General features: G+C 71.2%; 20 protein-coding genes and 1 pseudogene. 12 read left to right on the top strand and 9 right to left on the bottom strand.

What is annotated here, in order from left to right; genetic code table 11:
- Window positions 1-67: 67 nt before the first annotated feature.
- Genes E1269_RS25275 through bagB form a run of 5 tightly spaced genes read left to right on the top strand, consistent with a single transcriptional unit; the run spans window position 68 to window position 5,633 of the window.
- Window positions 68-994 (top strand): ABC transporter ATP-binding protein, encoded by a 927-nt coding sequence (locus E1269_RS25275; protein WP_131899791.1) that lies wholly within the window; start codon window positions 68-70, stop codon window positions 992-994.
- The gene (locus tag E1269_RS25270) at window positions 991-2,646 is read left to right on the top strand and encodes an ABC transporter permease (RefSeq protein ID WP_131899789.1); all 1,656 of its coding nucleotides are present in this window, start codon (window positions 991-993) and stop codon (window positions 2,644-2,646) included. Before E1269_RS25275 ends, E1269_RS25270 begins: the two co-directional genes overlap by 4 nt.
- Window positions 2,647-2,669: 23 nt before the next feature.
- A complete protein-coding gene (locus E1269_RS25265; RefSeq protein ID WP_131899787.1) occupies window positions 2,670-3,503 on the top strand; it encodes a phosphatase PAP2 family protein in 834 nt (277 codons plus the stop codon).
- A 10-nt stretch (window positions 3,504-3,513) separates the two neighbouring features.
- A complete protein-coding gene (gene bagA, locus E1269_RS25260) occupies window positions 3,514-4,491 on the top strand; it encodes an ATPase BagA (protein WP_131899785.1) in 978 nt (325 codons plus the stop codon).
- On the top strand, window positions 4,488-5,633 hold the full coding sequence (gene bagB / locus E1269_RS25255) for an ATPase BagB (RefSeq protein ID WP_131899783.1): 1,146 nt from the start codon (window positions 4,488-4,490) through the stop codon (window positions 5,631-5,633). The genes bagA and bagB overlap by 4 nt, the downstream gene beginning before the upstream one ends.
- An 11-nt stretch (window positions 5,634-5,644) precedes the next feature.
- Here the strand turns inward: bagB and E1269_RS25250 are convergent, their stop codons facing one another.
- Both E1269_RS25250 and E1269_RS25245 read right to left on the bottom strand, forming a co-directional pair.
- Window positions 5,645-6,052 carry a hypothetical protein gene (locus tag E1269_RS25250; RefSeq protein ID WP_131899781.1) on the bottom strand — a complete coding sequence of 136 codons (408 nt, stop codon included), beginning with the start codon at window positions 6,050-6,052 and terminating at the stop codon, window positions 5,645-5,647.
- Between the two features lie 9 nt (window positions 6,053-6,061).
- Entirely contained in the window at window positions 6,062-8,449 is a 2,388-nt protein-coding gene (locus E1269_RS25245) for a penicillin-binding protein (RefSeq protein ID WP_131899779.1), read from the bottom strand.
- A gap of 224 nt (window positions 8,450-8,673) precedes the next feature.
- On the opposite strand from E1269_RS25245, the gene E1269_RS25240 reads away from it, so the two are divergent.
- Window positions 8,674-8,958 carry a WhiB family transcriptional regulator gene (locus E1269_RS25240; protein ID WP_131899777.1) on the top strand — a complete coding sequence of 95 codons (285 nt, stop codon included), beginning with the start codon at window positions 8,674-8,676 and terminating at the stop codon, window positions 8,956-8,958.
- Between the two features lie 70 nt (window positions 8,959-9,028).
- Here the strand turns inward: E1269_RS25240 and E1269_RS25235 are convergent, their stop codons facing one another.
- Both E1269_RS25235 and E1269_RS25230 read right to left on the bottom strand, forming a co-directional pair.
- The gene (locus tag E1269_RS25235) at window positions 9,029-9,307 is read right to left on the bottom strand and encodes a type II toxin-antitoxin system Phd/YefM family antitoxin (protein ID WP_131899775.1); all 279 of its coding nucleotides are present in this window, start codon (window positions 9,305-9,307) and stop codon (window positions 9,029-9,031) included.
- Between the two features lie 3 nt (window positions 9,308-9,310).
- Window positions 9,311-10,717, bottom strand: a complete 1,407-nt coding sequence (locus E1269_RS25230; RefSeq protein ID WP_131899773.1) for a lipase maturation factor family protein — start codon at window positions 10,715-10,717, stop codon at window positions 9,311-9,313.
- Between the two features lie 141 nt (window positions 10,718-10,858).
- Between E1269_RS25230 and E1269_RS25225 the strand changes: the two genes are divergently transcribed.
- From E1269_RS25225 to E1269_RS25215, 3 genes are read left to right on the top strand one after another with little or no spacing between them, the layout of a single operon-like run.
- Window positions 10,859-11,065: a type II toxin-antitoxin system VapB family antitoxin gene (locus E1269_RS25225; RefSeq protein ID WP_131899771.1), complete on the top strand. Its 207-nt coding sequence runs from the start codon at window positions 10,859-10,861 to the stop codon at window positions 11,063-11,065.
- Window positions 11,056-11,478 (top strand): PIN domain-containing protein, encoded by a 423-nt coding sequence (locus E1269_RS25220; protein ID WP_131899769.1) that lies wholly within the window; start codon window positions 11,056-11,058, stop codon window positions 11,476-11,478. The genes E1269_RS25225 and E1269_RS25220 overlap by 10 nt, the downstream gene beginning before the upstream one ends.
- 3 nt (window positions 11,479-11,481) lie before the next feature.
- On the top strand, window positions 11,482-12,471 hold the full coding sequence (locus tag E1269_RS25215) for an o-succinylbenzoate synthase (protein ID WP_131899767.1): 990 nt from the start codon (window positions 11,482-11,484) through the stop codon (window positions 12,469-12,471).
- Window positions 12,472-12,670: 199 nt separating this feature from the next.
- Here the strand turns inward: E1269_RS25215 and E1269_RS25210 are convergent, their stop codons facing one another.
- The 4 genes from E1269_RS25210 to E1269_RS25195 all read right to left on the bottom strand — a co-directional run bounded on the left by E1269_RS25210 (window position 12,671) and on the right by E1269_RS25195 (window position 17,795).
- The gene (locus E1269_RS25210; protein WP_131899765.1) at window positions 12,671-13,999 is read right to left on the bottom strand and encodes an FAD-binding oxidoreductase; all 1,329 of its coding nucleotides are present in this window, start codon (window positions 13,997-13,999) and stop codon (window positions 12,671-12,673) included.
- Between the two features lie 117 nt (window positions 14,000-14,116).
- The gene (locus E1269_RS25205; protein ID WP_131899763.1) at window positions 14,117-15,112 is read right to left on the bottom strand and encodes a LacI family DNA-binding transcriptional regulator; all 996 of its coding nucleotides are present in this window, start codon (window positions 15,110-15,112) and stop codon (window positions 14,117-14,119) included.
- Window positions 15,109-16,032, bottom strand: a complete 924-nt coding sequence (locus E1269_RS25200; protein ID WP_131899761.1) for a fumarylacetoacetate hydrolase family protein — start codon at window positions 16,030-16,032, stop codon at window positions 15,109-15,111. The genes E1269_RS25205 and E1269_RS25200 overlap by 4 nt, the downstream gene beginning before the upstream one ends.
- A 35-nt stretch (window positions 16,033-16,067) precedes the next feature.
- Window positions 16,068-17,795 (bottom strand): IlvD/Edd family dehydratase, encoded by a 1,728-nt coding sequence (locus E1269_RS25195; protein WP_131899848.1) that lies wholly within the window; start codon window positions 17,793-17,795, stop codon window positions 16,068-16,070.
- Between the two features lie 206 nt (window positions 17,796-18,001).
- Here E1269_RS25195 and xylA point away from each other — a divergent pair, with 206 nt between their 5' ends.
- Together xylA and E1269_RS25185 are read left to right on the top strand one after the other, a co-directional pair.
- Window positions 18,002-19,159: a xylose isomerase gene (gene xylA, locus E1269_RS25190; protein ID WP_131899759.1), complete on the top strand. Its 1,158-nt coding sequence runs from the start codon at window positions 18,002-18,004 to the stop codon at window positions 19,157-19,159.
- 89 nt (window positions 19,160-19,248) lie between these two features.
- Window positions 19,249-19,623 carry a DUF4180 domain-containing protein gene (locus tag E1269_RS25185; RefSeq protein WP_131899757.1) on the top strand — a complete coding sequence of 125 codons (375 nt, stop codon included), beginning with the start codon at window positions 19,249-19,251 and terminating at the stop codon, window positions 19,621-19,623.
- Window positions 19,624-19,625: 2 nt separating this feature from the next.
- Here E1269_RS25185 and E1269_RS25180 read toward each other — a convergent pair whose 3' ends face one another.
- Window positions 19,626-20,939, bottom strand: coding sequence for a pyridoxal phosphate-dependent decarboxylase family protein (locus E1269_RS25180; RefSeq protein ID WP_420810670.1), 1,314 nt, complete (start codon window positions 20,937-20,939; stop codon window positions 19,626-19,628).
- Window positions 20,940-20,951: 12 nt separating this feature from the next.
- Between E1269_RS25180 and E1269_RS34380 the strand changes: the two are divergent.
- Window positions 20,952-21,121, top strand: a pseudogene (locus tag E1269_RS34380) (TetR-like C-terminal domain-containing protein); the annotation flags it as partial.

The following is a 21,121-nucleotide window of genomic DNA, read 5'->3' as shown; positions in this document are numbered from 1 at the left end:
ACACGTCACGACCATAACGGACTTAAAGAGATTCACAAAACTGTGAATAATGTGTAGTGTCGAGATCATGACAACAGCGATCGACGTCGCCGGTGTGGTGAAGACCTTCGGTCAGGTCCGCGCCCTGGACGGGTTGGACCTTCAGGTGTCCACCGGCGAAGTCCACGGTTTCCTCGGCCCCAACGGCGCCGGCAAGTCGACGACCATCCGAGTCCTGCTCGGACTGCTGCGGGCCGACTCCGGCACCGCGCAGATGCTCGGCGGCGATCCCTGGAACGACGCGGTCGCCCTGCACCGGCGGCTCGCCTACGTCCCCGGCGACGTCAACCTCTGGCCCAACCTCTCCGGTGGCGAGGCCATCGACCTGCTCGGCCGGCTGCGCGGCGGCCTGGACGAAAAGCGCCGCAAGACGCTGTTGGAGCGGTTCGACCTCGACCCGACCAAGAAGGGCCGCACCTACTCCAAGGGCAACCGGCAGAAGGTCGCGCTCGTGGCAGCGCTCGCGTCCGACGTCGAGCTGCTGATCCTGGACGAGCCCACCGCTGGCCTGGACCCGCTGATGGAGGCGGTGTTCACCGAGTGCATCGACGAGTGGAAGGACGACGGCAAGACCGTCCTGCTGTCCAGCCACATCCTCGCCGAGGTCGAGAAGCTCTGCGACAAGGTGAGCATCATCCGGGCCGGCAAGATCGTCGAGAGCGGCACGCTCGCCGAGCTGCGGCACCTCACGCGCACGTCGATCCTCGCCGAGACCTTTCGCCCGGCCACCGGCCTGGACACGTTGCCTGGCGTGCACGACCTCGTGGTCGAGGACCACCGGGTGAACTTCGACGTCGACACCGAGAAACTGGATGGCGCGCTGCGGCACCTCGCCGAGTTCGGCATCCAAACCCTCACCAGCCAACCGCCGACCCTGGAGGAGCTGTTCATGCGGCACTATGGCGACGAGCTCGCCGCCGAGCAGGCCGCGGCGGAAGCGGGAGCGTCGACGTGAGCGTCACGACCGCAGCACCTCGCCCGCGCCAGCACGCCGCGCCGCACGCCCGCGGCAACACCTTGACGGGCACCGGCACCCTGATCCGCTTCATCCTGCGCCGCGACCGGGTCCGGCTGCCGATCTGGATCGGCGCGATCGTGCTCAGCGTCGTCGGCAGCCTGCCCACGTTCCCCGAGACGTACCCGACGGCCGCCGACCGGCAGGCTCGGGCGGACCTGCTGGACAACCCGGCCACGATCGCGCTCACCGGGCCGGCGTACGGCAAGGACGACTACACGTACGGCGCCATGACCGCCAACGAGCTGCTCAGCTTCCTCGCCATCGCCGTGGCGCTGATGAGCATCCTGCTCATGATCCGGCACACCCGCACCGAGGAGGAGACCGGCCGCACCGAGCTGCTGCGGGCCGGGGTGCTCGGCCGGCACGCGGGCACCACGGCGGCCATCATCGTCGTCGGCGGCGCCAACATCGTGATCGGGCTGCTGCTCGCCGTACTGATGCCGGCGGCGCTCGACGAGCTCTCGGCGTCCGGCTCGCTGCTGTTCGGTGCCGCGACCGCCGCCGTCGGGCTGGTCTTCACCGGCGTCGCCGCGCTGACGGCACAGATCACCGAGCACGCACGAGCCGCGTCCGGCATGGCAGCCGCCGTCCTCGGCCTCGCCTTCGTGCTGCGGGCCATCGGCGACGTAGGCGCCGAGGCGTTGTCGTGGCTGTCGCCCATCGGGTGGGCGCAGCGCACCAAGGTCTACGTCGACGACCGCTGGTGGCCACTGCTCATCGCCGCCGCGGTGACGGTGGGTCTGATCGCCGTGGCGTTCGCGCTGACCAGCCGTCGTGACGTCGGCGCCGGCCTGGTCCAGCCGAAACCCGGGCCGGCGCGCGCCGGCGCGAGGTTGTCGTCGCCGCTGGGTCTGGCGATCCGGCTGCAGCGCGGCAACCTGATCGGCTGGACCGTCGGCCTGTTCGTGTTCGGGCTCGGCTACGGGGGTCTGGCTTCGTCCATCGAGGAGTTCGTGAACGACAACTCCTCGATCGCCGACATGCTCGAGCAGGGCACGGGCCAGACCATCATCCAAGCCTTCATGGCGCTGATCATCCAGCTCATGGCCTTGCTGGCGGCGGCGTACGCCGTCATCGCCGTCACCCGGTTGCGTACCGAGGAGACGGCCGGGCGCGCCGAGCCCGTCCTCGCCACCGCTGTCGGCAAGGTCCGGTTCGCGGTCAGCCACGTCGCCATCGCACTCGGCGGCAGCCTGCTGCTCGTCGTGGTCGGCGGCCTGGGTCTGGGCATCAGCGCCGCGTTGACGCTCGAGGACGCAAGTGTGCTCGGCCAGTTCTTCGGCGCGGCCATGGCGCACACCGTCGCCATCTGGTTCGTCGCGGCCGTCGCCGTCGCTCTCGTCGGACTGGCGCCAAGGGCACTGCCCGCGGCGTGGGTCGTCGTCACGTACGGCGTGGTCGTCGGGATGCTCGGGGGGTTCTTCCAGTTCCCGGACTGGGTGACGAACCTCTCGCCGTTCGATGCGGCCGCAACACTGCCGGGCGGTGAACTCGGAACGACAGCATTGGTCATAATGGGTGTGCTAGCGGTCGCCCTCGTTGTGTTCGGTCTGCTCGGCTTCCGCCGGCGTGACCTTACGACGACCTGATCCGGTAGTTGGGGGATTTTGGGGTGGCACATCCGACCGTGGTGGAGGAGCCGGCGCCGGTACCGCCAGCGCCGGCATCTCCGCCAAACCCGTCCGTCTGGCAGCGGGCGCTGAGGCGCATCCGGACGCCCCGGCGCCCCGTTCTCTTCGCCGAGCTGGCCCTGCTGGCGTCGGCCTACGCGATCTACTCGATGATCCGCAACGCGGTGCCGGCGAACCGGCCCCGCGCCATCGCCAGCAGCCTCGACATCTGGCGCGCCGAACAGAGCCTCAACATCGACTTCGAGCTGTGGCTCAACCACACCGTACACGCCGTCGAGTGGCTCGCGGTCGCGATGAGCTACTTCTACGCGATCATGCACTTCGTGGTCACCGGCGCGGTCCTGGTGTGGCTGTTCTGGCAGCATCCGGGCCGGTACCGGGCCGCCCGCACGGTCCTCGCCTTCACCACCGTGCTGGCGCTGTTCGGGTACTTCTTCTACCCGTTGGCGCCGCCGCGGCTGCTGCCCGGCGGGCTGTTCCACGACACCGTCGCCATCCACGAGACCTGGGGCTCGGTCACGTCGGGCGACCTGCAGAGCCTGACCAACCAGTACGCGGCCATGCCATCCATGCACGCCGGCTGGTCCCTGTGGTGCGGTGTCGCCATCGTGATGTTCGCCCGGCACCGCCTGGTGCGGGTCCTGGGCGTCATGTACCCGCTGGCGACGCTCATCGTCATCACTGGCACCGCGAACCACTACGTGCTCGACGCCGTCGGCGGCTACATCGCATTGTCGGCCGGGTTCGCGTTGCAGAGGCTCCTGCACGGCCGGTCCGTGCACTCCTTCGCGCAGCACGTACCGGCGGTCACGTAGGCTCTGGGGCGTGGGTGACTGGGAAGGCGTGCGGTTGCACGTCGTCACCGGGAAGGGCGGCACGGGCAAGACCACCGTCGCCGGTGCGCTGGCCATGGCGCTGGCCGCCGGCGGCCGCCGGGTCCTCGTCGCCGAGGTCGAGGAGCGGCAGGGCCTCGCCCAGCTCTTCGACGTCCCGCCGCTGGGCTACGACGAGCACCGCGTCTCGTCCGCACCGGGTGGTGGCGAGGTGTACGCCCTGGCCATCCAGGCTCGCGAGGCGATGCACGAGTACCTCGACATGTTCTACCGGCTCGGCAGGGCCGGGCGCGCGCTGGACAAGCTGGGCTTCGTCGACTTCGCCACGACCATCGCGCCTGGCCTGCGTGACGTGCTGCTGACCGGCAAGGCCTACGAGGCCACTCGCCGGCGCACCGGGGACCGGTTCGTGTACGACGCGATCGTGCTGGACGCACCGCCCACCGGCCGGGTGCTCCGGTTCCTCGACGTCACCACGTCGGTGTCGTCGCTGGCACGGGTCGGACCGATCAACCGGCAGGCCACCTCCATCACCGAACTGATCCACAGCCCGCGCACCGCCGTCCACCTGGTGACCCTGCTGGAGGACATGCCCGTGCAGGAGACCGCGGACGTCGTCGCCGACCTGCGCGCCGCACACATCCCGGTCGGCGCCGTCGTCGTCAACCAGGTCCGCCCGGCTCACCTGAAGCCACGGGAGCTGGCCGCCGCCCGACGCGGCCGGCTCGACAGCGACACTATCGCCGACGGGCTACGCTCGGCCGGGCTGCCCGCGTCCGACGACGTCGTCGGCCTGCTGACCCGGGAGGCCGCCGACCACGCCGAGCGGGTGGCGCTGGAGCGAAAGCAGCGCTCCGTCGTCGACGACCTCGGCCGGCCGGTCTACGAGCTTCGACGCCAACCCGACGGCATCGACCCTACTGCGCTCTACGAGCTGGCCGAGACGTTGACCGAGCAGGGAGCAGTGTGAATCCGGCAGCCCGTGCGCACCGGCCCCCTCAATTCGACACCGCCCGGCTCATCGACGACCGTCGCATCCGCATCGTGGTCTGCTGCGGCGCCGGCGGGGTCGGTAAGACGACGACGGCGGCGGCGCTCGCGTTGCGGGCCGCCGAGCGGGGTCGCGAGGCGGTCGTGCTCACCATCGACCCGGCGCGGCGGCTGGCGCAGTCCATGGGCCTTTCGGAGCTGGACAACATCCCGCGCGCGGTCGCCGGCGTCGACACGTCGGGCGGCGGCAAGCTCGACGCGATGATGCTCGACATGAAGCGGACCTTCGACGAGGTGGTCGAGGACCACACCACCCCGGAACGGGCCAAACAGATCCTGGCGAACCCGTTCTACCAGGCGCTCTCGTCGTCCTTCGCCGGCACGCAGGAGTACATGGCGATGGAGAAGCTCGGCCAGCTGCGCGCCCGGTCGGACTGGGACCTCATCGTCGTCGACACCCCACCGTCCCGGTCCGCGCTGGACTTCCTCGACGCGCCGGAGCGCCTCGGCTCGTTCCTCGACGGACGGCTGATCCGGCTGCTCGGCGGGACGGCGCGGGCCGGTGGGCGCACCTACCTCAAGCTGTTGCACGCCGGGTTCAGCGTGGTGACCTCGGCGCTGACCAAGATCCTCGGCGGTGAGCTGCTGCGCGATGTGTCGACGTTCGTCAACGCACTCGACACCATGTTCGGCGGCTTCCGGGAGCGGGCCGACCAGACCTACGCGCTGCTGAAGCGGCCGGAGACCGCCTTCATCGTGGTCGCGGCGCCGGAGCCGGACGCGCTGCGGGAGGCCTCGTACTTCGTCGACCGGCTCTCCCGCGACGCGATGCCACTGGCCGGGCTGGTGCTCAACCGCGTGCACCCGTCGCAGCCGGGCGGCATCGGCGCGGAGCAGGCGGTGGCCGGGGCGGAGCGCCTGGAGGCGGGCGGGTCCGACGAGCTGACGGCGGCTTTGCTGCGCCTGCACGCCGAGCGGCTCCGCCTGGCCGCCCGCGACGAGCGCGTCGGCGAACGCTTCACCTCGGCGCACCCGGAGGTGCCGGTCACCCACGTGCCGGCCCTGGTCGGCGACGTGCACGACCTCACCGGCCTGCGCCGGATCGGCGACCTGCTCAGCTGAGCGTCGGCGCCTCAGCCGGCCCGCCGTGAGGCAGCGGAACTGATCAGGGCCGTCACGAGCGCGGCGCCGAACAGCCCGGCGATCACCGCCACCGTCGGGTTGAGCCAGTCCGCAACGAGCTGCTCCGTATATCCGTCGCCCCATCGACACACGACGCTGAACGGCACGACAGTCTCGTGCGCCCCGAGGAACTCAGCCGATCCGTTCCAATCGTCGTGCTGGTTGCGGCTGACAAAACAGGACTCGTACTCATCGCTCAACGGGAGAACAGCGAGAAACCCGAACACGATCGACCACACCACAGCGGCCCCGAGTAGGGCCATGGCGACGTAGCACCAGTCAGCCACGGACTGGAGCCGCCTGGCCGCGCGTGACCTGAGCCCGTCCGACATCGCGTCGGCGCCCCCCGGCTGCTGCATGTCGCGCGGCTAGCGCCAGCCGTCCTCGTCTTCGTCGTCGGGTCCGAAGGTGGGCTCGATGGTGGGCGGCGCGATGGTGAAGTCGTCCGTCGGATCGTCCTCCTCCGGCTGCCCGTTGCTGATGTACAGGCCGACGCCGGTGCCCGACGCGACCTCGGCGCCGGCCTCGGGATCGGTGCGCACCACGAGACCCGCGGATAAGTCTGAGTTCACCTCACCGGCGATGGACGCGCTGAAACCCGCTTCTCCCAGTGCCGCGATAGCCGCGTCGGCGTCCATGCCGCGCACGTCCGGGACCGTCGCGGAGACACCGCGGATGGTGCTCGGGTCGGGTGCGGTGAAGCCATCCTCCGGCGCACCTTCGAGGGCGGCGTCCATCATGTCCTTCCAGATGGGCCCGGCCAGGCAGCTACCGCAGGCGTCGTTGATGCGATCGCCGTGGAGGCTGTGGCTCTCGAGGTCCTCCTGGGTGCCGTCGACGTCGGCGACGGCGACCGCGGTGGCCAGCTGCGGGGTGTAGCCGACGAACCACACCGCGATGGAGTCGTTCGTCGTACCGGTCTTGCCGGCGGCCGGGCGGCCGCCCTCGAGCTGCATACGGCTGCCGGTGCCGTTGTCGACCACGCTCTGCAGGACCGCGTTGACGCCGTCGGCGACCTCGGGCGGGAGCACCTGCTCGCAGGTGGGCTGCGTGTGGTCGACCAGCACATTCCCGGCCGCGTCGGTGATGCGCACGATCGAGGTGGGCGGGCAGAACGCGCCCCGGTTGGCGAACATGGCGTAGGCGCCGGCCATCGCCAGCGGCGACACCTCGTTCGCGCCGAGCACGAAGGAGGGCACCTGCCGCAGCGGCTGGACGTTGCCGTCCGGGTCGAGGTCGGCCCGCATGACGCCGGCCCCCTGCGCGATGGTGGCCGGCTCGCACAGGCCCGTCTCACGCTCCAGCTGGGCGAAGTAGGTGTTGACGGAGTCCTCGGTGGCCGTGAGCAGGGTGTACCGGCCGGCGCCGGTGGAGTTCTGCGGCGACCAGGTCTCGCTGCTGCGGATGCGTCCGTCGCAGGTGGTGAAGGAGTCCACCGGCAGTCTGATCTGCTGCGGCGCGTTCAGCGCGTGGTTGAGCCCGATGCCCTGGTTGATGGCGGCGGCGAGCACGAAGGCCTTGAACGTCGAACCGGACTGGATGCCGTTGCCGCCGCCCATGTTCTCGTCGACGGCGTAGTTGATGCTGCTGACACCGTCACCCTCGACGCCGTAGGTGCGGGAGTTGGCCATCGCACGGATGTAGCCGTTGTTGGGCTGGACGGTCGCCAGCGACCCGATCGGCTCGTCGGTGGGTGCCACCGCGTCGGAGACGGCGTTCTGGGCCGCCTCCTGTGCCGACCGGCTGAGGGTGGTCTCGACCCGCAGGCCACCCGTCTCGAGCATGGTCAGGCGCTCCTCCGGCGTCTCGCCCAGCTCCTCCAGCGTCGCGATCTCGGCCTTGACGTAGTCGCAGAAGTAGCCGGCCCACGCGCCGACGCAGCCGTTGGCCGTGGGCGCCAGGTTGAGGCCGAGGTCGAGCTGGCGGGCCTCCGCGGCCTCGGCCTCGGTGATCCGGTCGGTGGCTGCCATCCGGTTCAGCACCACGTTGCGGCGCCCGAGGGCAGCTTCGGGGTCGTTGGTGGGGTCGTAGCGGATGGGCTGCTGCACCAGACCGGCGAGCATGGCGGCCTGAGGGAGCGTGAGTTCGGCGGCGGTGGTGTTGAAGTAGGTTCGGGCGGCCGCCTCGATGCCGTAGGCGCTGGACCCGAAGTAGGCGATGTTGAGGTAGCGCTCGAGGATCTCGTCCTTGCTGAGCTCCTGCTCCATCTCGACGGCCATGCGCAGCTCCTCGAGCTTGCGCTTGTAGCCCTCGGTGCCGCTGCTGGCCTGGACCTCGGCCACCTCCTCCGGCGTCGTGGCCTGCGACACCCGAACCAGCTTGACGTACTGCTGGGTGAGGGTGGAGCCACCGCCCTGGGTCTCGCCGGCCTCGACGTTGCGCAGGAACGCGCGCAGCGTGCCCTGGATGTCGATGGGACCGCGCTCGTAGAAGCGATCGTCCTCGATGGCGAGGATGGCGTCCTGCATGACCGGCGCGATCTGGTCCAGCGGCACGTAGACGCGGTTCTCGTCGTAGAACGTGGCCAGCGGCTGACCGTCGGCGTCGACCATGGTGGAGCGCTGGGCCATCGGCCCGGGCTCGAGGTCGGCGGGCATCTCGGCGAACGTGTCCGCTCCTTCGCGAGCGGTCAGGCCCAGCCCGGCGACCACCGGGAGGGCGAGTCCGGCCAGCAGGACGCCGCAGAGTGCGGCGACGCCAGCCACCAGGAGAATTCGGCGGACCGTGGCTACGACGGCGGAGGGACGTATCGCCATGGGAGGCAGCTTACGTGGTCGTGGCAAACTGTCCGTAACCGACGGAGCTGGGCCGCATACTTGTACCAGATGCAGGCGTCACTTCGCCATCGTCCGACCGGTTGATATTAGTTTCGTTCAATTAGGGTCTGGTCATGACCCGGGTGTTTGCATAGCGTCACGTCATCGGGGTGAACTAGAGAGGGTTTTGGTGTGTTCACCAAGTTGACGGGGGTGACAGCCGGATGACGTGGATCGATGACTGGACCAGCTTGGCCGCGTGTCGAAGCAGCGAGCCGGACGAGCTGTTCGTCCAGGGGGCGGCGCAGAACCGCGCGAAGGCGGTGTGCCTGGGCTGCCCGGTCCGCACCGAATGCCTTGCGGACGCTCTGGACAACCGGACCGAGTTCGGCATCTGGGGCGGCATGACCGAGCGCGAGCGCCGTGCACTGCTGCGCCGGCGGCCCGAGGTCCACTCGTGGCGCGGCCTGCTCGAGGCGGCGCGAGACGAGTACACCCAGGCCGGCTGACCCTTCACCACGCACCGGTGCCCCGGACGATCGAGGTCCGGGGCACCCGCACGTTCACTGTCGCCCGGAGTCAGGTCCCGTAGTGGTAGCGGCACGCCGCGACGCGGATAGCCCGCTCGACTCCGCCGTCGCTCTCCAGTCGACCGATCGAAGCCAGCAGGCGCCGGGAGTTCTCTGGACTCTTGAGCAGGTAGGCGGTTTCCTTCAGCGACTGGCAGTCGTCCAGGGCGACGATGACCACGGGGTCGTGGCCCGCCCGTGTGATGACCACCTCTTCCCGGTCGTCGACGACCGAGTTCAGCGTCTCGGCGTACTTCGCTCGAGATTTCGAGTACGTCATGGTCCGCATCGGTCACCAGGGGTACTCTCCGACCAGCGTGCGGTGCCACCAGGCTCCGGAGGCGCGCCGCTCACGGCGGTCGGTGAACCGGTAGCGGTACAGCAGCGCCCGTACATGTGCCGGCGGCGCGTCCGGGAAGGGGTTCGAGCGCAGCAGCTTCAGCACTGCCGGGTCGTTCTCCAGCAGCCGGTTCATGAGGACCGGGAACCACGGCTGGCCGTAGCTCGGCGACAGCGCGGCGAACCACATGAGCCAGTCCAGCCGGAGGTGGTACGGCGCCAGCTGCGGCGGGCGCCGGCGCACGTCGCCTGGTTTGCCCTTGAACTCGTACTCGCGCCATTCGGTGTCCGGCCCGGGCGCCGGGTCGGTGGTGCCCTCGAGGACGATCTCGTGCCGGATGCGCGTGACGCTGCCGAACGCGCCGTAGGAGTTGACCAGGTTCAGCGGGTTGAAGCTGTAGTTCATGAGCTGCTGGCGCGACAGCAGGTTGCGCACCGGCCAGTAGCTCAGCGCGACCACCACCACCGCGAGCAGGACCGCGACCACCTGGAACCACGCCGGCTGAGACAGCTGGTCCGGCGGCGCCACCGGCAGCACGACCCCCCACAGCCCGTCGCCGACCGCCGTCGTCGCGATCACCATCGTGATCGCGTTGAGCCAGGCGAAGTTGCCGCTGAGGACGAGCCAGCCCTGCGTGACGATGATGACGACCGCCGCCGCGCCACGCATAGGCTGTGGCAGAAACAGCAGGAATGGCACCACGAGCTGGGTGACGTGGTTGGCGGCCGCCTCAGCCCTGTGCGCCCAGCGCGGCAGGTGGTGGAAGTACGAGCTGAGCGGGTTCGGCATCGGCTGGGTCTCGTGGTGGTAGTAGAGGCAGGTCAGGTCGCGCCAGCATCGGTCGCCGCGCAGCTTGATCAGGCCCGCGCCGAACTCCAGCCGGAACAGCACCCACCACAGCGCCACCAGGACGAGCAGCGGCGGCGCGACGTCGGACGGGCCGAGGAAGATCGCCAGGAAGCCCACCTCGCACAGCAGCGACTCCCAGCCGAAGCCGTACCAGACCTGCCCGACGTGCACGATCGAGAGGTACAGCGCCCACAGCAACGCCCACACCGCCAGGTGCGCTGCGAGCGGCAGCCCGTCGCCGAGACCCAGCACCAGCGCAGCTGACACCACGACGCCGGTCCACGCGACGGCAGCGTAGAACCGATCGGAGTAGTGCAGGTGGAACAGGCTCGGTGCGCGCCGGAACGAGGTCCGGTGCAGGTATCGCGGCGCCGGGAGCAGCCCGCGCTCGCCGATCAGCGCTCGGAACTGGTTCGCCGCGCTGAGGAAGGCCACGAGGTAGACGGCGCCCAGGGCCCGCTGGAAGACCAGCCGGCTCAGCCAATACCCCTCCGCGGACAACCAGTTCATCGCATGGTGCACCTTCCACGTCCGGCCTCCAGAGTCACGATTTCCCGTCGAGGTGGCGGTAAACTTCTCCATTCCGTAGGTATCTGGGTGGTGATACACACTGCGAGATACACTCGTAGCGATACCTTTTGAAGGGCGGTCATGGCGAAGACGCAGATCGACATCGACGAAGACCTGCTGGCCCAGGCCGCTCAGGTCCTGGGCACGAAGACCAAGCGCGACACGGTGGAGGCCGCGCTCCGGTCAACCACTGCCAAACAAGCACGACGCCGGCTCGGCGAGCTCATCGCGGCGGCCGGAAAGACGCCGGCCGAACTGGACGACGACGCGGAGAGCGCGTGGCGCTGAGCGGATACCTGTTCGACACCTCCGTGATTCACCGACTTTCGGCGCCGTCCGTCCTCGAACGTGTCGACGATCTCGGCGTCGGGCGACCGCTCTATCGATGCGCCGTCACCGACCTGGAGGTGCTTCGGAGCTCCACATCGCCCAGCGACTACGAAGCACGCCGGTCAGCTCTGATCAACGCTTACAGCGAGCTTTCGATCACACCTGAGGTGCTGGCCCGTGCTCTGGACACGCAGCGAGGCATGGCCGCCGTCCGCCTGCATCGCGGCATCTCGCTTACCAACCTCGTCGTCGCGGCGTGCGCGCAGGTTCACGACGCTGTCGTCGTCCACTACGACGCCGACTACGACCTGATCGCGGGCGTCACCGGCCAACCCACCGAGTGGGTGGTTCCCGCAGGCTCGGTCGACTGACCCGTGCGCGACGAGCCCGCCTACGACGACGCGAAGGTCTACGCGATCCCGATGCGGACCAGATTCCGCGGCATCACGGTCCGCGAGGGCATGCTGATCGAGGGACCGGCCGGCTGGGGCGACTTCTGCCCCTTCGACGACTACGACGACCCGGCGGCGACCGGCTGGCTGGCGACGGCGATCGAGCAGTGCACCGTCGGCTGGCCGGCGCCGGTGCGCGAGCGCGTCCCCGTCAACTGCACCGTGCCCGCCGTCGGGCCGGAGCACGCGCATCGGATCGTCGCGGGCTCCGGATGCACGACGGCGAAGGTCAAGGTGGCCGACCATCCCGGATCGCTGTTGGAGGACCTGGCCCGGGTCGAGGCGGTGCGCGCCGCCCTCGGCCCGGCCGGCGCGGTCCGCGTCGACGCCAACGCCGCGTGGGACGTCGACACCGCGGTCGCGAACCTGCGCGAGCTCGACCGGGCGGCCGGTGGTCTGGAGTACGCCGAGCAGCCGTGCCCGACGCTGGAGGAGCTGGCCGCGGTCCGCCGGAAGGTGGACGTGCGCATCGCCGCCGACGAGTCGATCCGCCGTGCCGACGACCCGCTGCGGGTCGCCGTCGCCGGCGCCGCCGACATCGCCGTCGTCAAGTGCGCACCGCTGGGCGGGGTGCGGCGGTCCTTGGAGGTCGCAGCCGCTGCGGGGCTGCCGTGCGTCGTCTCGTCGGCGCTGGAGACGAGCGTCGGCCTGGCCGCCCAGCTCGCGCTGGCCGGTGCGCTGCCGCGGCTGGACTTCGCCTGCGGGCTGGCGACGGTGTCGCTGCTCGACGGCGACGTCGTCGCGGACGGTTCGTCGCTGCTGCCGGTCGATGGTCACCTGCCGGTCCCGGCGACGGCGTCCGCTCCGGTGCCGGACCCGGACCGCCTGGAGGAGTTCCGCCAGCGCGATCCCGCTCGCGTCGCCTGGTGGCGCGACCGCCTCGACCGGGTCCGCGCCGTCGCCGGGCTGTGATCATCCGACACGCTGCCCTTCGCCTTCGCCGTCGCCGTTCCCGGACGCGCCGTCGCCCCGGCGTTTCTTGATCATCAACGATCGCTGACACCACCAGGCGTTTGCGCGCATCACGAGGCCTACAAGCATGGTGCGGCACGAGATTTCGTGCTGAACGTGATCATTGCGGGCGCGGTCTCGGGGTCACCCCGGTCAGGGGTCACGCCGCCGGCGGGATGTCGTGGCCGAGGCGGAACACGTTGTGGGGGTCGTAGGCGCGCTTCACCTCGCGCAGCCGGGCCCAGTCCGCGGCCGTGTAGGCAGTCTCCGTCCGGGTCGGGTCGGCCAGGAAGTTGCGGAACGCCCCGCCGATGCCGTGCGGGCGCAGGCGATCCACGACGGCCGGCTCGGGCTGATCGACGATCACGCTGAACGGCACGCCGCGGTGACTGACCGGACCGGCTCCGGGGCCGGGACGACCGGTGGCGCCGGCCCAGTGCCGAATCTCCACCGTCGGGCCGAGCCCGTCTTGGCGTTCGGGGGCGTTGACCAGGGTATCCACCACCTCGTCGCCGATTTCCGGGAAGAAGTCGAAGAAGCGGGCCGGGGTGCCGCCCATGGCCGCGTCGGCGTAGGCCATGGTTCGGTAGCCGTCGACGAGTGCCAGGCCGGCGGCGTCCCGCAGCGGGCGCAGCAGCCGCTCGGCCTCGTCGGCACCGCCGGTGTACATCGCCTTGATGCCGACCGCGCGCCAGCCTCGCAGCGGCTCCGGGACGTTCTGGGCGTCCGGGATGCGGCCCAGCATGACGGCGGTGCTCAGCTCGTCCGGCGCGGTGCCGGCCCAGTCGCGGTAGGCGCGCAGCACGGCCCCGGCCCGGTCGGCGGGGAACCACGAGATGCCGCCGTACACCTGCGCCACCGGGTAGAGACGGAACGTGAGCGACGTGACGACGCCGAAGTTGCCGCCGCCGCCGCGCAGCGCCCAGAACAGGTCGGTGTTGTAGTGCGAGTCGGCGATGATCCGGCGGCCCTCGGCGCTGACCACCTCGGCGCTCAGCACGCTGTCGGCGGCGAAGCCGTACCGGCGGGCCAGCCAGCCCATGCCGCCGCCCAGCGTGTAGCCGGTGACACCGACGGTGGCGGACGAACCGGACAGCGGGGCCAGTCCATACGGTGCGGCGGCGGCGAGCACGTCACCCCAGACGGCGCCGGGCTGGACCTTCGCGATCCGCAGGTTCGGGTCGACTCGCACGGTCGACATCGCGGTGGTCTTCAGCAGCAGCCCGCCGTCGTTGGGGACATAGGTGCCGTGGCCGGTCGCCTGGACCGAGAACGGCAGGTCGTGCTCGCGGGCCGCCCGCACGGCGGCCTGGACGTCCGCCGTCGTCCGCGCCTCGACCACCACGGCCGGCCGCGGGTCCAGCGTCGGCGCGAGCGGGCGGCGGTGCTCGTCGTAGCCGGGATCGCCGGGCTGGTGGACCGCACCGCCGATTGCGCCGCGCAAGGAGTCGACTGCGGTGGCCGGCCGATGCTGGATGGTGATGGTCATCGTGGTCTCCCTCTCGCGGACGCCCCGGTGGGCGGCCTCTCACCGGGTACGTCGGCGCCGCGAACGGGTTCTCGACATCGGTCGCGAAGTTTTTTTCGAGACGGCGTGCGGGAGAGATCAACGGGCTGGCGGTGCCGTGCTCTCCCTGGTCACCAGGGTGGTGGCCAGCTCGATCCGCAGCGGCTGGTCGGTGCCGGGCGGGTCGAGCACGGTCCGGATCGCGATGCGGGCCATCTCGAGCAGGGGCTGGCGGACCGTGGTCAGGGTCGGCGAGACCCACTCGCACAGGGCGACGTCGTCGAAGCCGACGACGCTCAGCTGGTCGGGGATGCGCAGCCCGCGCCGGTGTGCCAGCGCGTACACGCCGGTGGCCTGCAGATCCGAGCCGGCGAACACGGCCGTCGGCGGGTCGGGCAGGGCGAGCAGGGCGGCCAGCTCGCGCCCGCCGCCGTCGGCGCGGAAGTCGCCGTAGCGGATCAGCGCGTCGTCGACGGCGATGGCCGAACGACCCAGCGCGGCGCGGTAGCCGTCGAGGCGCTGCTGGCTGCAGACGAGGTCGGGCGGCCCGGTGATGACGCCGATGCGGCGGTGTCCGAGCCCGAGCAGGTGCTCGGTGGCGGCCAGCCCGCCGGCCCAGTTGGTGACACCGACGGTGGGCACCGACGCGTCGAACCCGCCGACCGGGTCCACCAGCACGAACGGGATGCCGGCCGCGGTCAGCCGGCGGGCCGCGGCCGGCGCGAGTGGTGAGAGCACCAGCAGGACGCCGTCTGAGCGGCGCGCGGTCACGCGTTCGAGCCAGCTGTCGTCGTCGCGGCCCTCGGTGGCGGTGACGACGACAGCGGCGCCGGCGCGGCGGGCCTCCTGCTCCGCACCGCGCAGCACCTCCATCGCCCAGGGCGTGTTGAGCTCGGACGTGACCAGGTCGACCAGGCCGGCCGGGCGTTCGACGCGGCCGCCGCGTCGCTCGTAGCCGCGCGCGTCTAGCAGGCCCTGCACCCGGGACCTGGTGGCCGGCGCCACCTCGTCGCGGCCGTTGAGGACCTTGCTGACCGTGGCCTCCGACACCCCGGCCTCCCGCGCGATGTCGGCGATCGTCACCCTGGTGGTCACGTCGGCAGCACGCCCGTCGACCGGCGCCTGACGTCGTCGCGCCCGTCGACCAGCCAGGACATCGCGTCCAGGCCCTCGACGACGGGGTTGGTCAGCACGCCGACGTCGCTGACCTCGATGCGCACGACGTCGCCGGTGGTCAGCGTCCACGGCGCGGCCGGAACCAGGCAGGTGCCGGTCGAGAGCACCGCGCCGTCGGGATGGGCGTCGGCACGCATCAGGAACGACACCAGCTCGTCGAACCGGCGGCGCAGCTGGTCGGTGCCGGCGGTGCCGGACCAGTCGGTCGCGCCGCCGCGGCTGATGCTCATCGACACCGTCAGTGCGTAGGGGTCGGTTATCTCCCAGGCCGGCCGGACGCCCGGGCCGACGGCGCAGGCGCCGAGGTAGGCCTTGGCCTGCGGCAGGTAGAGCGGGTTCTCGCCCTCGATGGTCCGCGACGACACGTCGTTGCAGACGGTGTAGCCGACGATCTCGCCGTGCACGTTGACGACGACGGCCACCTCGGGCTCGGGGACGTCGATGCGGGAGTCCGCGCGGACGGCGACAGGCTCGCCGTCGCCGACCACCCGCCAGGCCACGGACTTGAAGAACAGCTCCGGTCGCTCGGCGTCATAGACCTGCTCGTAGACCGACGCGGCCCGTTCGCTCTCCTCGATGCGGGCCTCCTCGGACACCTTGTAGGTGACGCCGCACGCCCAGACCTCGGTGCCGCCGTCGACCGGCGGAAGTAGCGTGACCTGGCGGAGATGGACGGCCGGTCCGCTCGGTTCCTCGAGCTTCGCCCGCAGATCGGCCAGCGGCAGCCGCCACAGCTGCGCGAGCGAGCCGACACCGTCGAGCTCGGTGACGCTGCCGTCGTCAAGCACGCCGATGCGTGCCGTCGCGGTGTCGGGGGTGGCGAACCTGACCAGCAGCACGGTGACTCCGTCCGTCGAGGGCTGTCGAAGGGGCTTCAGTGTGACTCGCGCGGTACCGCCGCACCCCGGGACCCGACCAGGAAGTCGAAGTCGGCGCCTCGGTCGGCCTGAAGCACGTGTTGGGTGTACAGCCAGCCGTAGCCGGAGGCGTGCGCCGGGTTCGGCGGCTTCCATCCGGCGCGGCGGCGTTCCAGCTCATCGTCGGGGAGGTCGACGGTGAGCGTGCGGGCCGGCACGTCGAGCGTGACGGAGTCGCCGGTCCGGACGAGTGCCAGCGGGCCGCCGACCGCCGCCTCCGGTGACACGTGCAGCACGACGGTGCCGTAGCCGGTGCCGCTCATGCGGCCGTCGCAGATGCGCACCATGTCGGTGACGCCGGCGCGCAGCAGCTTGGTCGGGATGGGCACGTTGGCGACCTCGGGCATGCCCGGGTAGCCGCGCGGGCCGGCACCGCGGATGACGATGACGTCGGCGGCGGCGATGTCGAGGTCGGGGTCGTCGCAGACGGCGTGGTAGTCCTCGGGCGAGTCGAAGACTACGGCCCGGCCGGTGTGCGTGAGCAGCGACGGTGAGGCGGCCGACTGCTTGATCACCGCGCCGCCCGGGCACAGGTTGCCGCGCAGCACCGCGGTGCCCGACCCGGGCGCCTGCAGCGGTTCCGCGAGCGACCGGATGACCTCGCGGTTCCAGCACTCGGCGCTCGCCACGTTCGCACCGATGGACCGGCCGGTGACGGTGAGCGCGTCGCCGTCGATCAACCCGGCATCGGCCAGCTCGCGCAGCACCACCGGCAGGCCGCCGGCGTAGCAGAAGTCCTCCATCAGGAACCGTCCCGACGGCATCAGGTCGACGATGGTGGGAACCGGCCTGGCCAGCCCGTCGAAGTCGTCGAGATCGAGGTCGACGCCGAGCCGGCCGGCGATGGCGGTCAGGTGGATGATCGCGTTGGTCGAGCCGCCGATCGCGGCGTTGGCCCGGATCGCGTTTGCGAACGCCGACCTGGTCATGACGGCGCTTGGCCGCAGGTCCTCCTCGACCATGGCGACGATGCGCCGTCCGGCCTCCTGCGCCACCTCGAAGCGGCGGGCGTCGACGGCCGGCCAGGTCGCGGAGCCGGGCAGCTGCATGCCCAGGGCCTCGGCCATGCAGGCCATCGTGGAGGCGGTGCCCATGGTCATGCAGTGGCCGTTGGACCGGGCCATGCACCCCTCGGCGACGAAGCACTCGTCCTGGGTCATCCGGCCGGCCTTGAGGTCCTCCTCGAACTTCCACACGTGGGTGCCGGAGCCGACGTCCTCGCCGCGGAACTTGCCGTTGAGCATCGGCCCGCCGGTGACCATGATCGCGGGGAGATCTACGCTGGCCGCGCCCATGAGCAGCCCGGGCGTGGTCTTGTCGCACCCGGACAACAGCACGACGCCGTCCAGTGGGTTGGCCCGGATCAGCTCCTCGGCCTGCATCGCCAGCAGGTTGCGGTAGAGCATCGCGGTCGGGCGCATCAGCGTCTCGCCGGCAGACATCACCGGGAACTCCAGCGGAAAGCCCCCGGCCTGCCAGACACCCCGCTTCACCGACTCCGCCACCCGATTCAGGTGCGCGTTGCAGGGCGCGAGCTCGGACCAGGTGGAGGCGATGCCGATGACCGGCCGGCCGTCGAAGACCTCCGGGCCGTGGCCCTGGTTGCGCAGCCAGGACCGGTAGATCATGCCGGACCGCCCGGCGGCACCGAACCACGCCTGGCTCCTGCGCACTCCGTCGCTGATCGCCACTGGTCACCTCTCGCCGCCGAAAGTTTCGGAAGCCGCCACCGTAATGACGACCGCGCGTCCCTGTCAACGATCGCAAAAGCCGATCGGAATCGGCCGCCAGTGGCCCTTGCGGGCGTGTGCCCGGCACCCGTAGGGTGGCGAAACACTGTCGAAAGGTTTCGGCCGCTCCATAGATCAACGGCGCACAGGAGGCTGGCAGCATGAGCGACTACACCCCCACCCGGGAGGACAGGTTCTCCTTCGGACTGTGGACCGTCGGCTGGGAAGGGGTGGACGTCTTCGGCGGCGCGGTGCGCCCGCCGCTCGACCCGGCCGCGGCCGTGCACAAGCTCTCCGAGCTGGGCGCCTACGGCATCACGTTCCACGACAACGACGTCGTGCCGTTCGGCGCCTCGGCCAGCGAGCGCGACGCCCGGCTCAAGTCGTTCCGGACCGCGCTGGAGGAGACCGGCCTGCAGGTCCCGATGGTCACCACCAACCTCTTCTCGCACCCGGTCTTCCGCGACGGCGGGTTCACCAACAACGACCGCGACGTGCGCCGCTTCGCCATCCGCAAGGCCGCCGACCAGCTCGACCTCGGCGCCGAGCTGGGCGCCAAGCTGTTCGTGGCCTGGGGCGGCCGCGAGGGCGCGGAGTCCGGCGCCGCCAAGGACATCCGGGCCGCCCTCGACCGCTACAAGGAGGCGTTCGACCTGCTCGGCGCCTACATCCTGGAGCGCGGCTACGACATCCGGGTCGCGCTGGAACCCAAGCCCAACGAGCCGCGCGGCGACATCCTGCTGCCCACCATCGGGCACGCACTGGCCTTCATCAACGAGCTGGAGCACCCCGAGTTGGTCGGCCTCAACCCCGAGGTCGGGCACGAGGAGATGGCCAGCATGAACTACGCCCACGGGCTGGCCCAGGCGCTGTGGCACGGCAAGCTCTTCCACATCGACCTCAACGGCCAGCACGGCCCCCGCTTCGACCAGGATCTGCGGTTCGGCGCCGGCAACGCGCGCGGCGCGTTCTGGACCGTCGACATCATCGAGTCCGGCGGCTACGACGGCCCACGCCATTTCGACTTCAAGCCGCCGCGCACCGAGGACATGGACGGCGTGTGGGCGTCGGCCGCCGGCTGCATGCGCAACTACCTGATCCTGCGCGAGAAGACCCGGGCGTTCCGTGCGGACCCGGAGGTTCAGGAGGCGCTGCGCGCGGCTCGCCTGGACCAGCTGGCCGTGCCCACCGCCGCCGAGGGCGAGACCGTCGAGTCCCTGCGCGCCGACTCCTTCGATCCGGACGAGGCGGCACAGCGCGGCATGGCCTTCGAGCAGCTGGACCAACTGGCTCTGGAGCACCTGTACGGCGTGCGCTGAGCCGTCGCCGGCCCGGTGATCGACAGGACGCCACCACGGGGCGGTAAATCACTGTCGATCACCGGATGGTGATCTCTACGATCGATCGCATGACGATCGAGGGCGTGGTCCAGCTGCACGGCGTCAACGTGCTCACCCTGCCGGCCGACGGTCCGCCGCTGCGCACCGAGGCCGACGCCCTGGACCTCGTCGGCGACAGCTTCTACCAGGGTGCCGAGCTCGTAGCCGTGCCCGCCGACCGGCTGTCGCCGGAGTTCTTCGACCTGAGCACCGGCGTGGCCGGCGCCGTCACCCAGAAGGTCGTCAACTACCGGCTGCGGCTGGCCGTCGTCGGCGACATCGCCGCGCACCTGGAGCGCAGCGGCGCCCTGCGCGACTACGTCCGCGAGTCCAACGCCGGCCGGCAGCTGTGGTTCGTCGCCTCCATGGACGAGCTCGGCGAGCGGCTGGCCGGCCACCGCTGAGCTCACCGCGCGACCGCCCGGGCCAGCGCGTCCAGGCTGCGCGCGACATCGTCGTCGTCGGTGGACCAGTTGCTGACCGAGATGCGCAGCACCTCGCGGTCCAGCCACCGCGAGCCGCTCATCCACACCGTCCCGTCCGCCATCAGCCGCCGGCCGATCTCCCGGGTCCGCTCGTCGGTGCCGAACGCCAGGCACACCTGGGTGAACACCACGTCGTTGAGCACCTCGACGCCCGGGAGTGCGCGGGCGCCGTCGGCCAGCGCCGTCGCGTTGCGGCACAGCCGGTCGACCAGGTCGGCGATGCCGGAGCGGCCGAGCGAGCGCAGCGCGGCCCACACGGGCACGGCGCGGGCGCGGCGGGAGGTCTCCGGGACCCGCTCGTAGGGCTCGAGGTGGGCGGCGTCGGTGATCAGGTACTCGCCGTGGTAGCTCATGGCCGTCCGCAGTGCCGCCGGGTCACCGACGACGACGATGCCGCTGTCGTAGGGGACGTTGAGGGTCTTGTGCGCGTCGGTGGCCCAGGAGTCGGCCGCCTCGGCGCCTGCCACCAGGGCGCGAGTGCGCGGCGACGCCGCGGCCCACAGCCCGAAGGCGCCGTCGACGTGTACCCAGGCACCGGCGCGCCTCGCCGCCGCGATCGACTCGGGGAACGGGTCGAAGCCGCCGGAGTGCACGTTGCCCGCCTGCAGGGACACGATCGTCGGCCGGCCCGCCGCGCCCTCCAGCGCGGCATCGAGCGCGTCGGAGCTGATGCGACCCTGACGGTCCGCCGGCACGACCTCCGGCGCGCCGAGACCGAGGTAACGCAGCGCGACGTCGACGGAGTCGTGCCGGTCCGCGCCGACCAGCACCCGCACCGCAGGCGCGCCGGTCAGCCCGCGGTCGCCGACGTCCCAACCGGCCCGGGCCAGCACCGCGTCGCGACCGGCGGCGAGGCCGGCGAAGTTGGCCATGGTGCCGCCGGTGACGAACCCGGCCGCGGAGTCCGGCGGCAGCCCGAGCAGGTCGAGCAGCCACGCCGAGACGATCTCGTCGACGGCGGCGCCGGCCGGGCTCGCGGCACGCAGCGCGGCGTTCTGGTCCCACGCACTGACCAGCCAGTCCGCCGCCAGCGCGGCCGGCAGCGTCCCGCCGATCACGAACCCGTAGAACCGTCCCGACGGCGTGGCCACCAGGCCCGGCTCGGCGGCGGCCGCGAGCAGCTCGACCACCTCGGCGGGGTCGGCCGGGCCGTCCGGCAGCGTCTCGCCCAGTGCGACGCGCACCTGCTCAGTGGTCGCCGCGGCGGGCACCCGGCGGCGGGGCAGACTCTCCAGCCACGCCCGCGCCCGAGCCGCGGCGACCTCCGGACCGCGCTGATCATCGACGCCTACAACGCCATCGGAGAGGCCGTGGAGCAGGCCGACGCCCGCTGCGCCTAGGACGACTACCCGGGACGGTGGCGCGCGGTCTGCCGGGCCGCCCGAGGCTGGGCGCTCGCACACCCGCACGAGTACGC

Source organism: Jiangella asiatica (assembly GCF_004349065.1).
Lineage (GTDB): Bacteria > Actinomycetota > Actinomycetes > Jiangellales > Jiangellaceae > Jiangella > Jiangella asiatica.
The sequence above is the reverse complement of the archived record's forward strand: the minus strand, read 5'-3'. Positions and strand labels throughout refer to the sequence as shown.

Bases quoted from the DNA above. Each gene is read 5' to 3' on its own strand.
- E1269_RS25245 (WP_131899779.1), bottom strand. From the start codon at position 8,449: ATGGCGATACGTCCCTCCGCCGTCGTAGCCACGGTCCGCCGAATTCTC.
- E1269_RS25240 (WP_131899777.1), top strand. From the start codon at position 8,674: ATGACGTGGATCGATGACTGGACCAGCTTGGCCGCGTGTCGAAGCAGC.
- xylA (WP_131899759.1), top strand. From the start codon at position 18,002: ATGAGCGACTACACCCCCACCCGGGAGGACAGGTTCTCCTTCGGACTG.
- E1269_RS25250 (WP_131899781.1), bottom strand. From the start codon at position 6,052: ATGCAGCAGCCGGGGGGCGCCGACGCGATGTCGGACGGGCTCAGGTCA.
- E1269_RS25235 (WP_131899775.1), bottom strand. From the start codon at position 9,307: ATGCGGACCATGACGTACTCGAAATCTCGAGCGAAGTACGCCGAGACG.
- E1269_RS25225 (WP_131899771.1), top strand. From the start codon at position 10,859: ATGGCGAAGACGCAGATCGACATCGACGAAGACCTGCTGGCCCAGGCC.
- E1269_RS25275 (WP_131899791.1), top strand. From the start codon at position 68: ATGACAACAGCGATCGACGTCGCCGGTGTGGTGAAGACCTTCGGTCAG.
- E1269_RS25230 (WP_131899773.1), bottom strand. From the start codon at position 10,717: ATGAACTGGTTGTCCGCGGAGGGGTATTGGCTGAGCCGGCTGGTCTTC.
- E1269_RS25210 (WP_131899765.1), bottom strand. From the start codon at position 13,999: ATGACCATCACCATCCAGCATCGGCCGGCCACCGCAGTCGACTCCTTG.
- E1269_RS25185 (WP_131899757.1), top strand. From the start codon at position 19,249: ATGACGATCGAGGGCGTGGTCCAGCTGCACGGCGTCAACGTGCTCACC.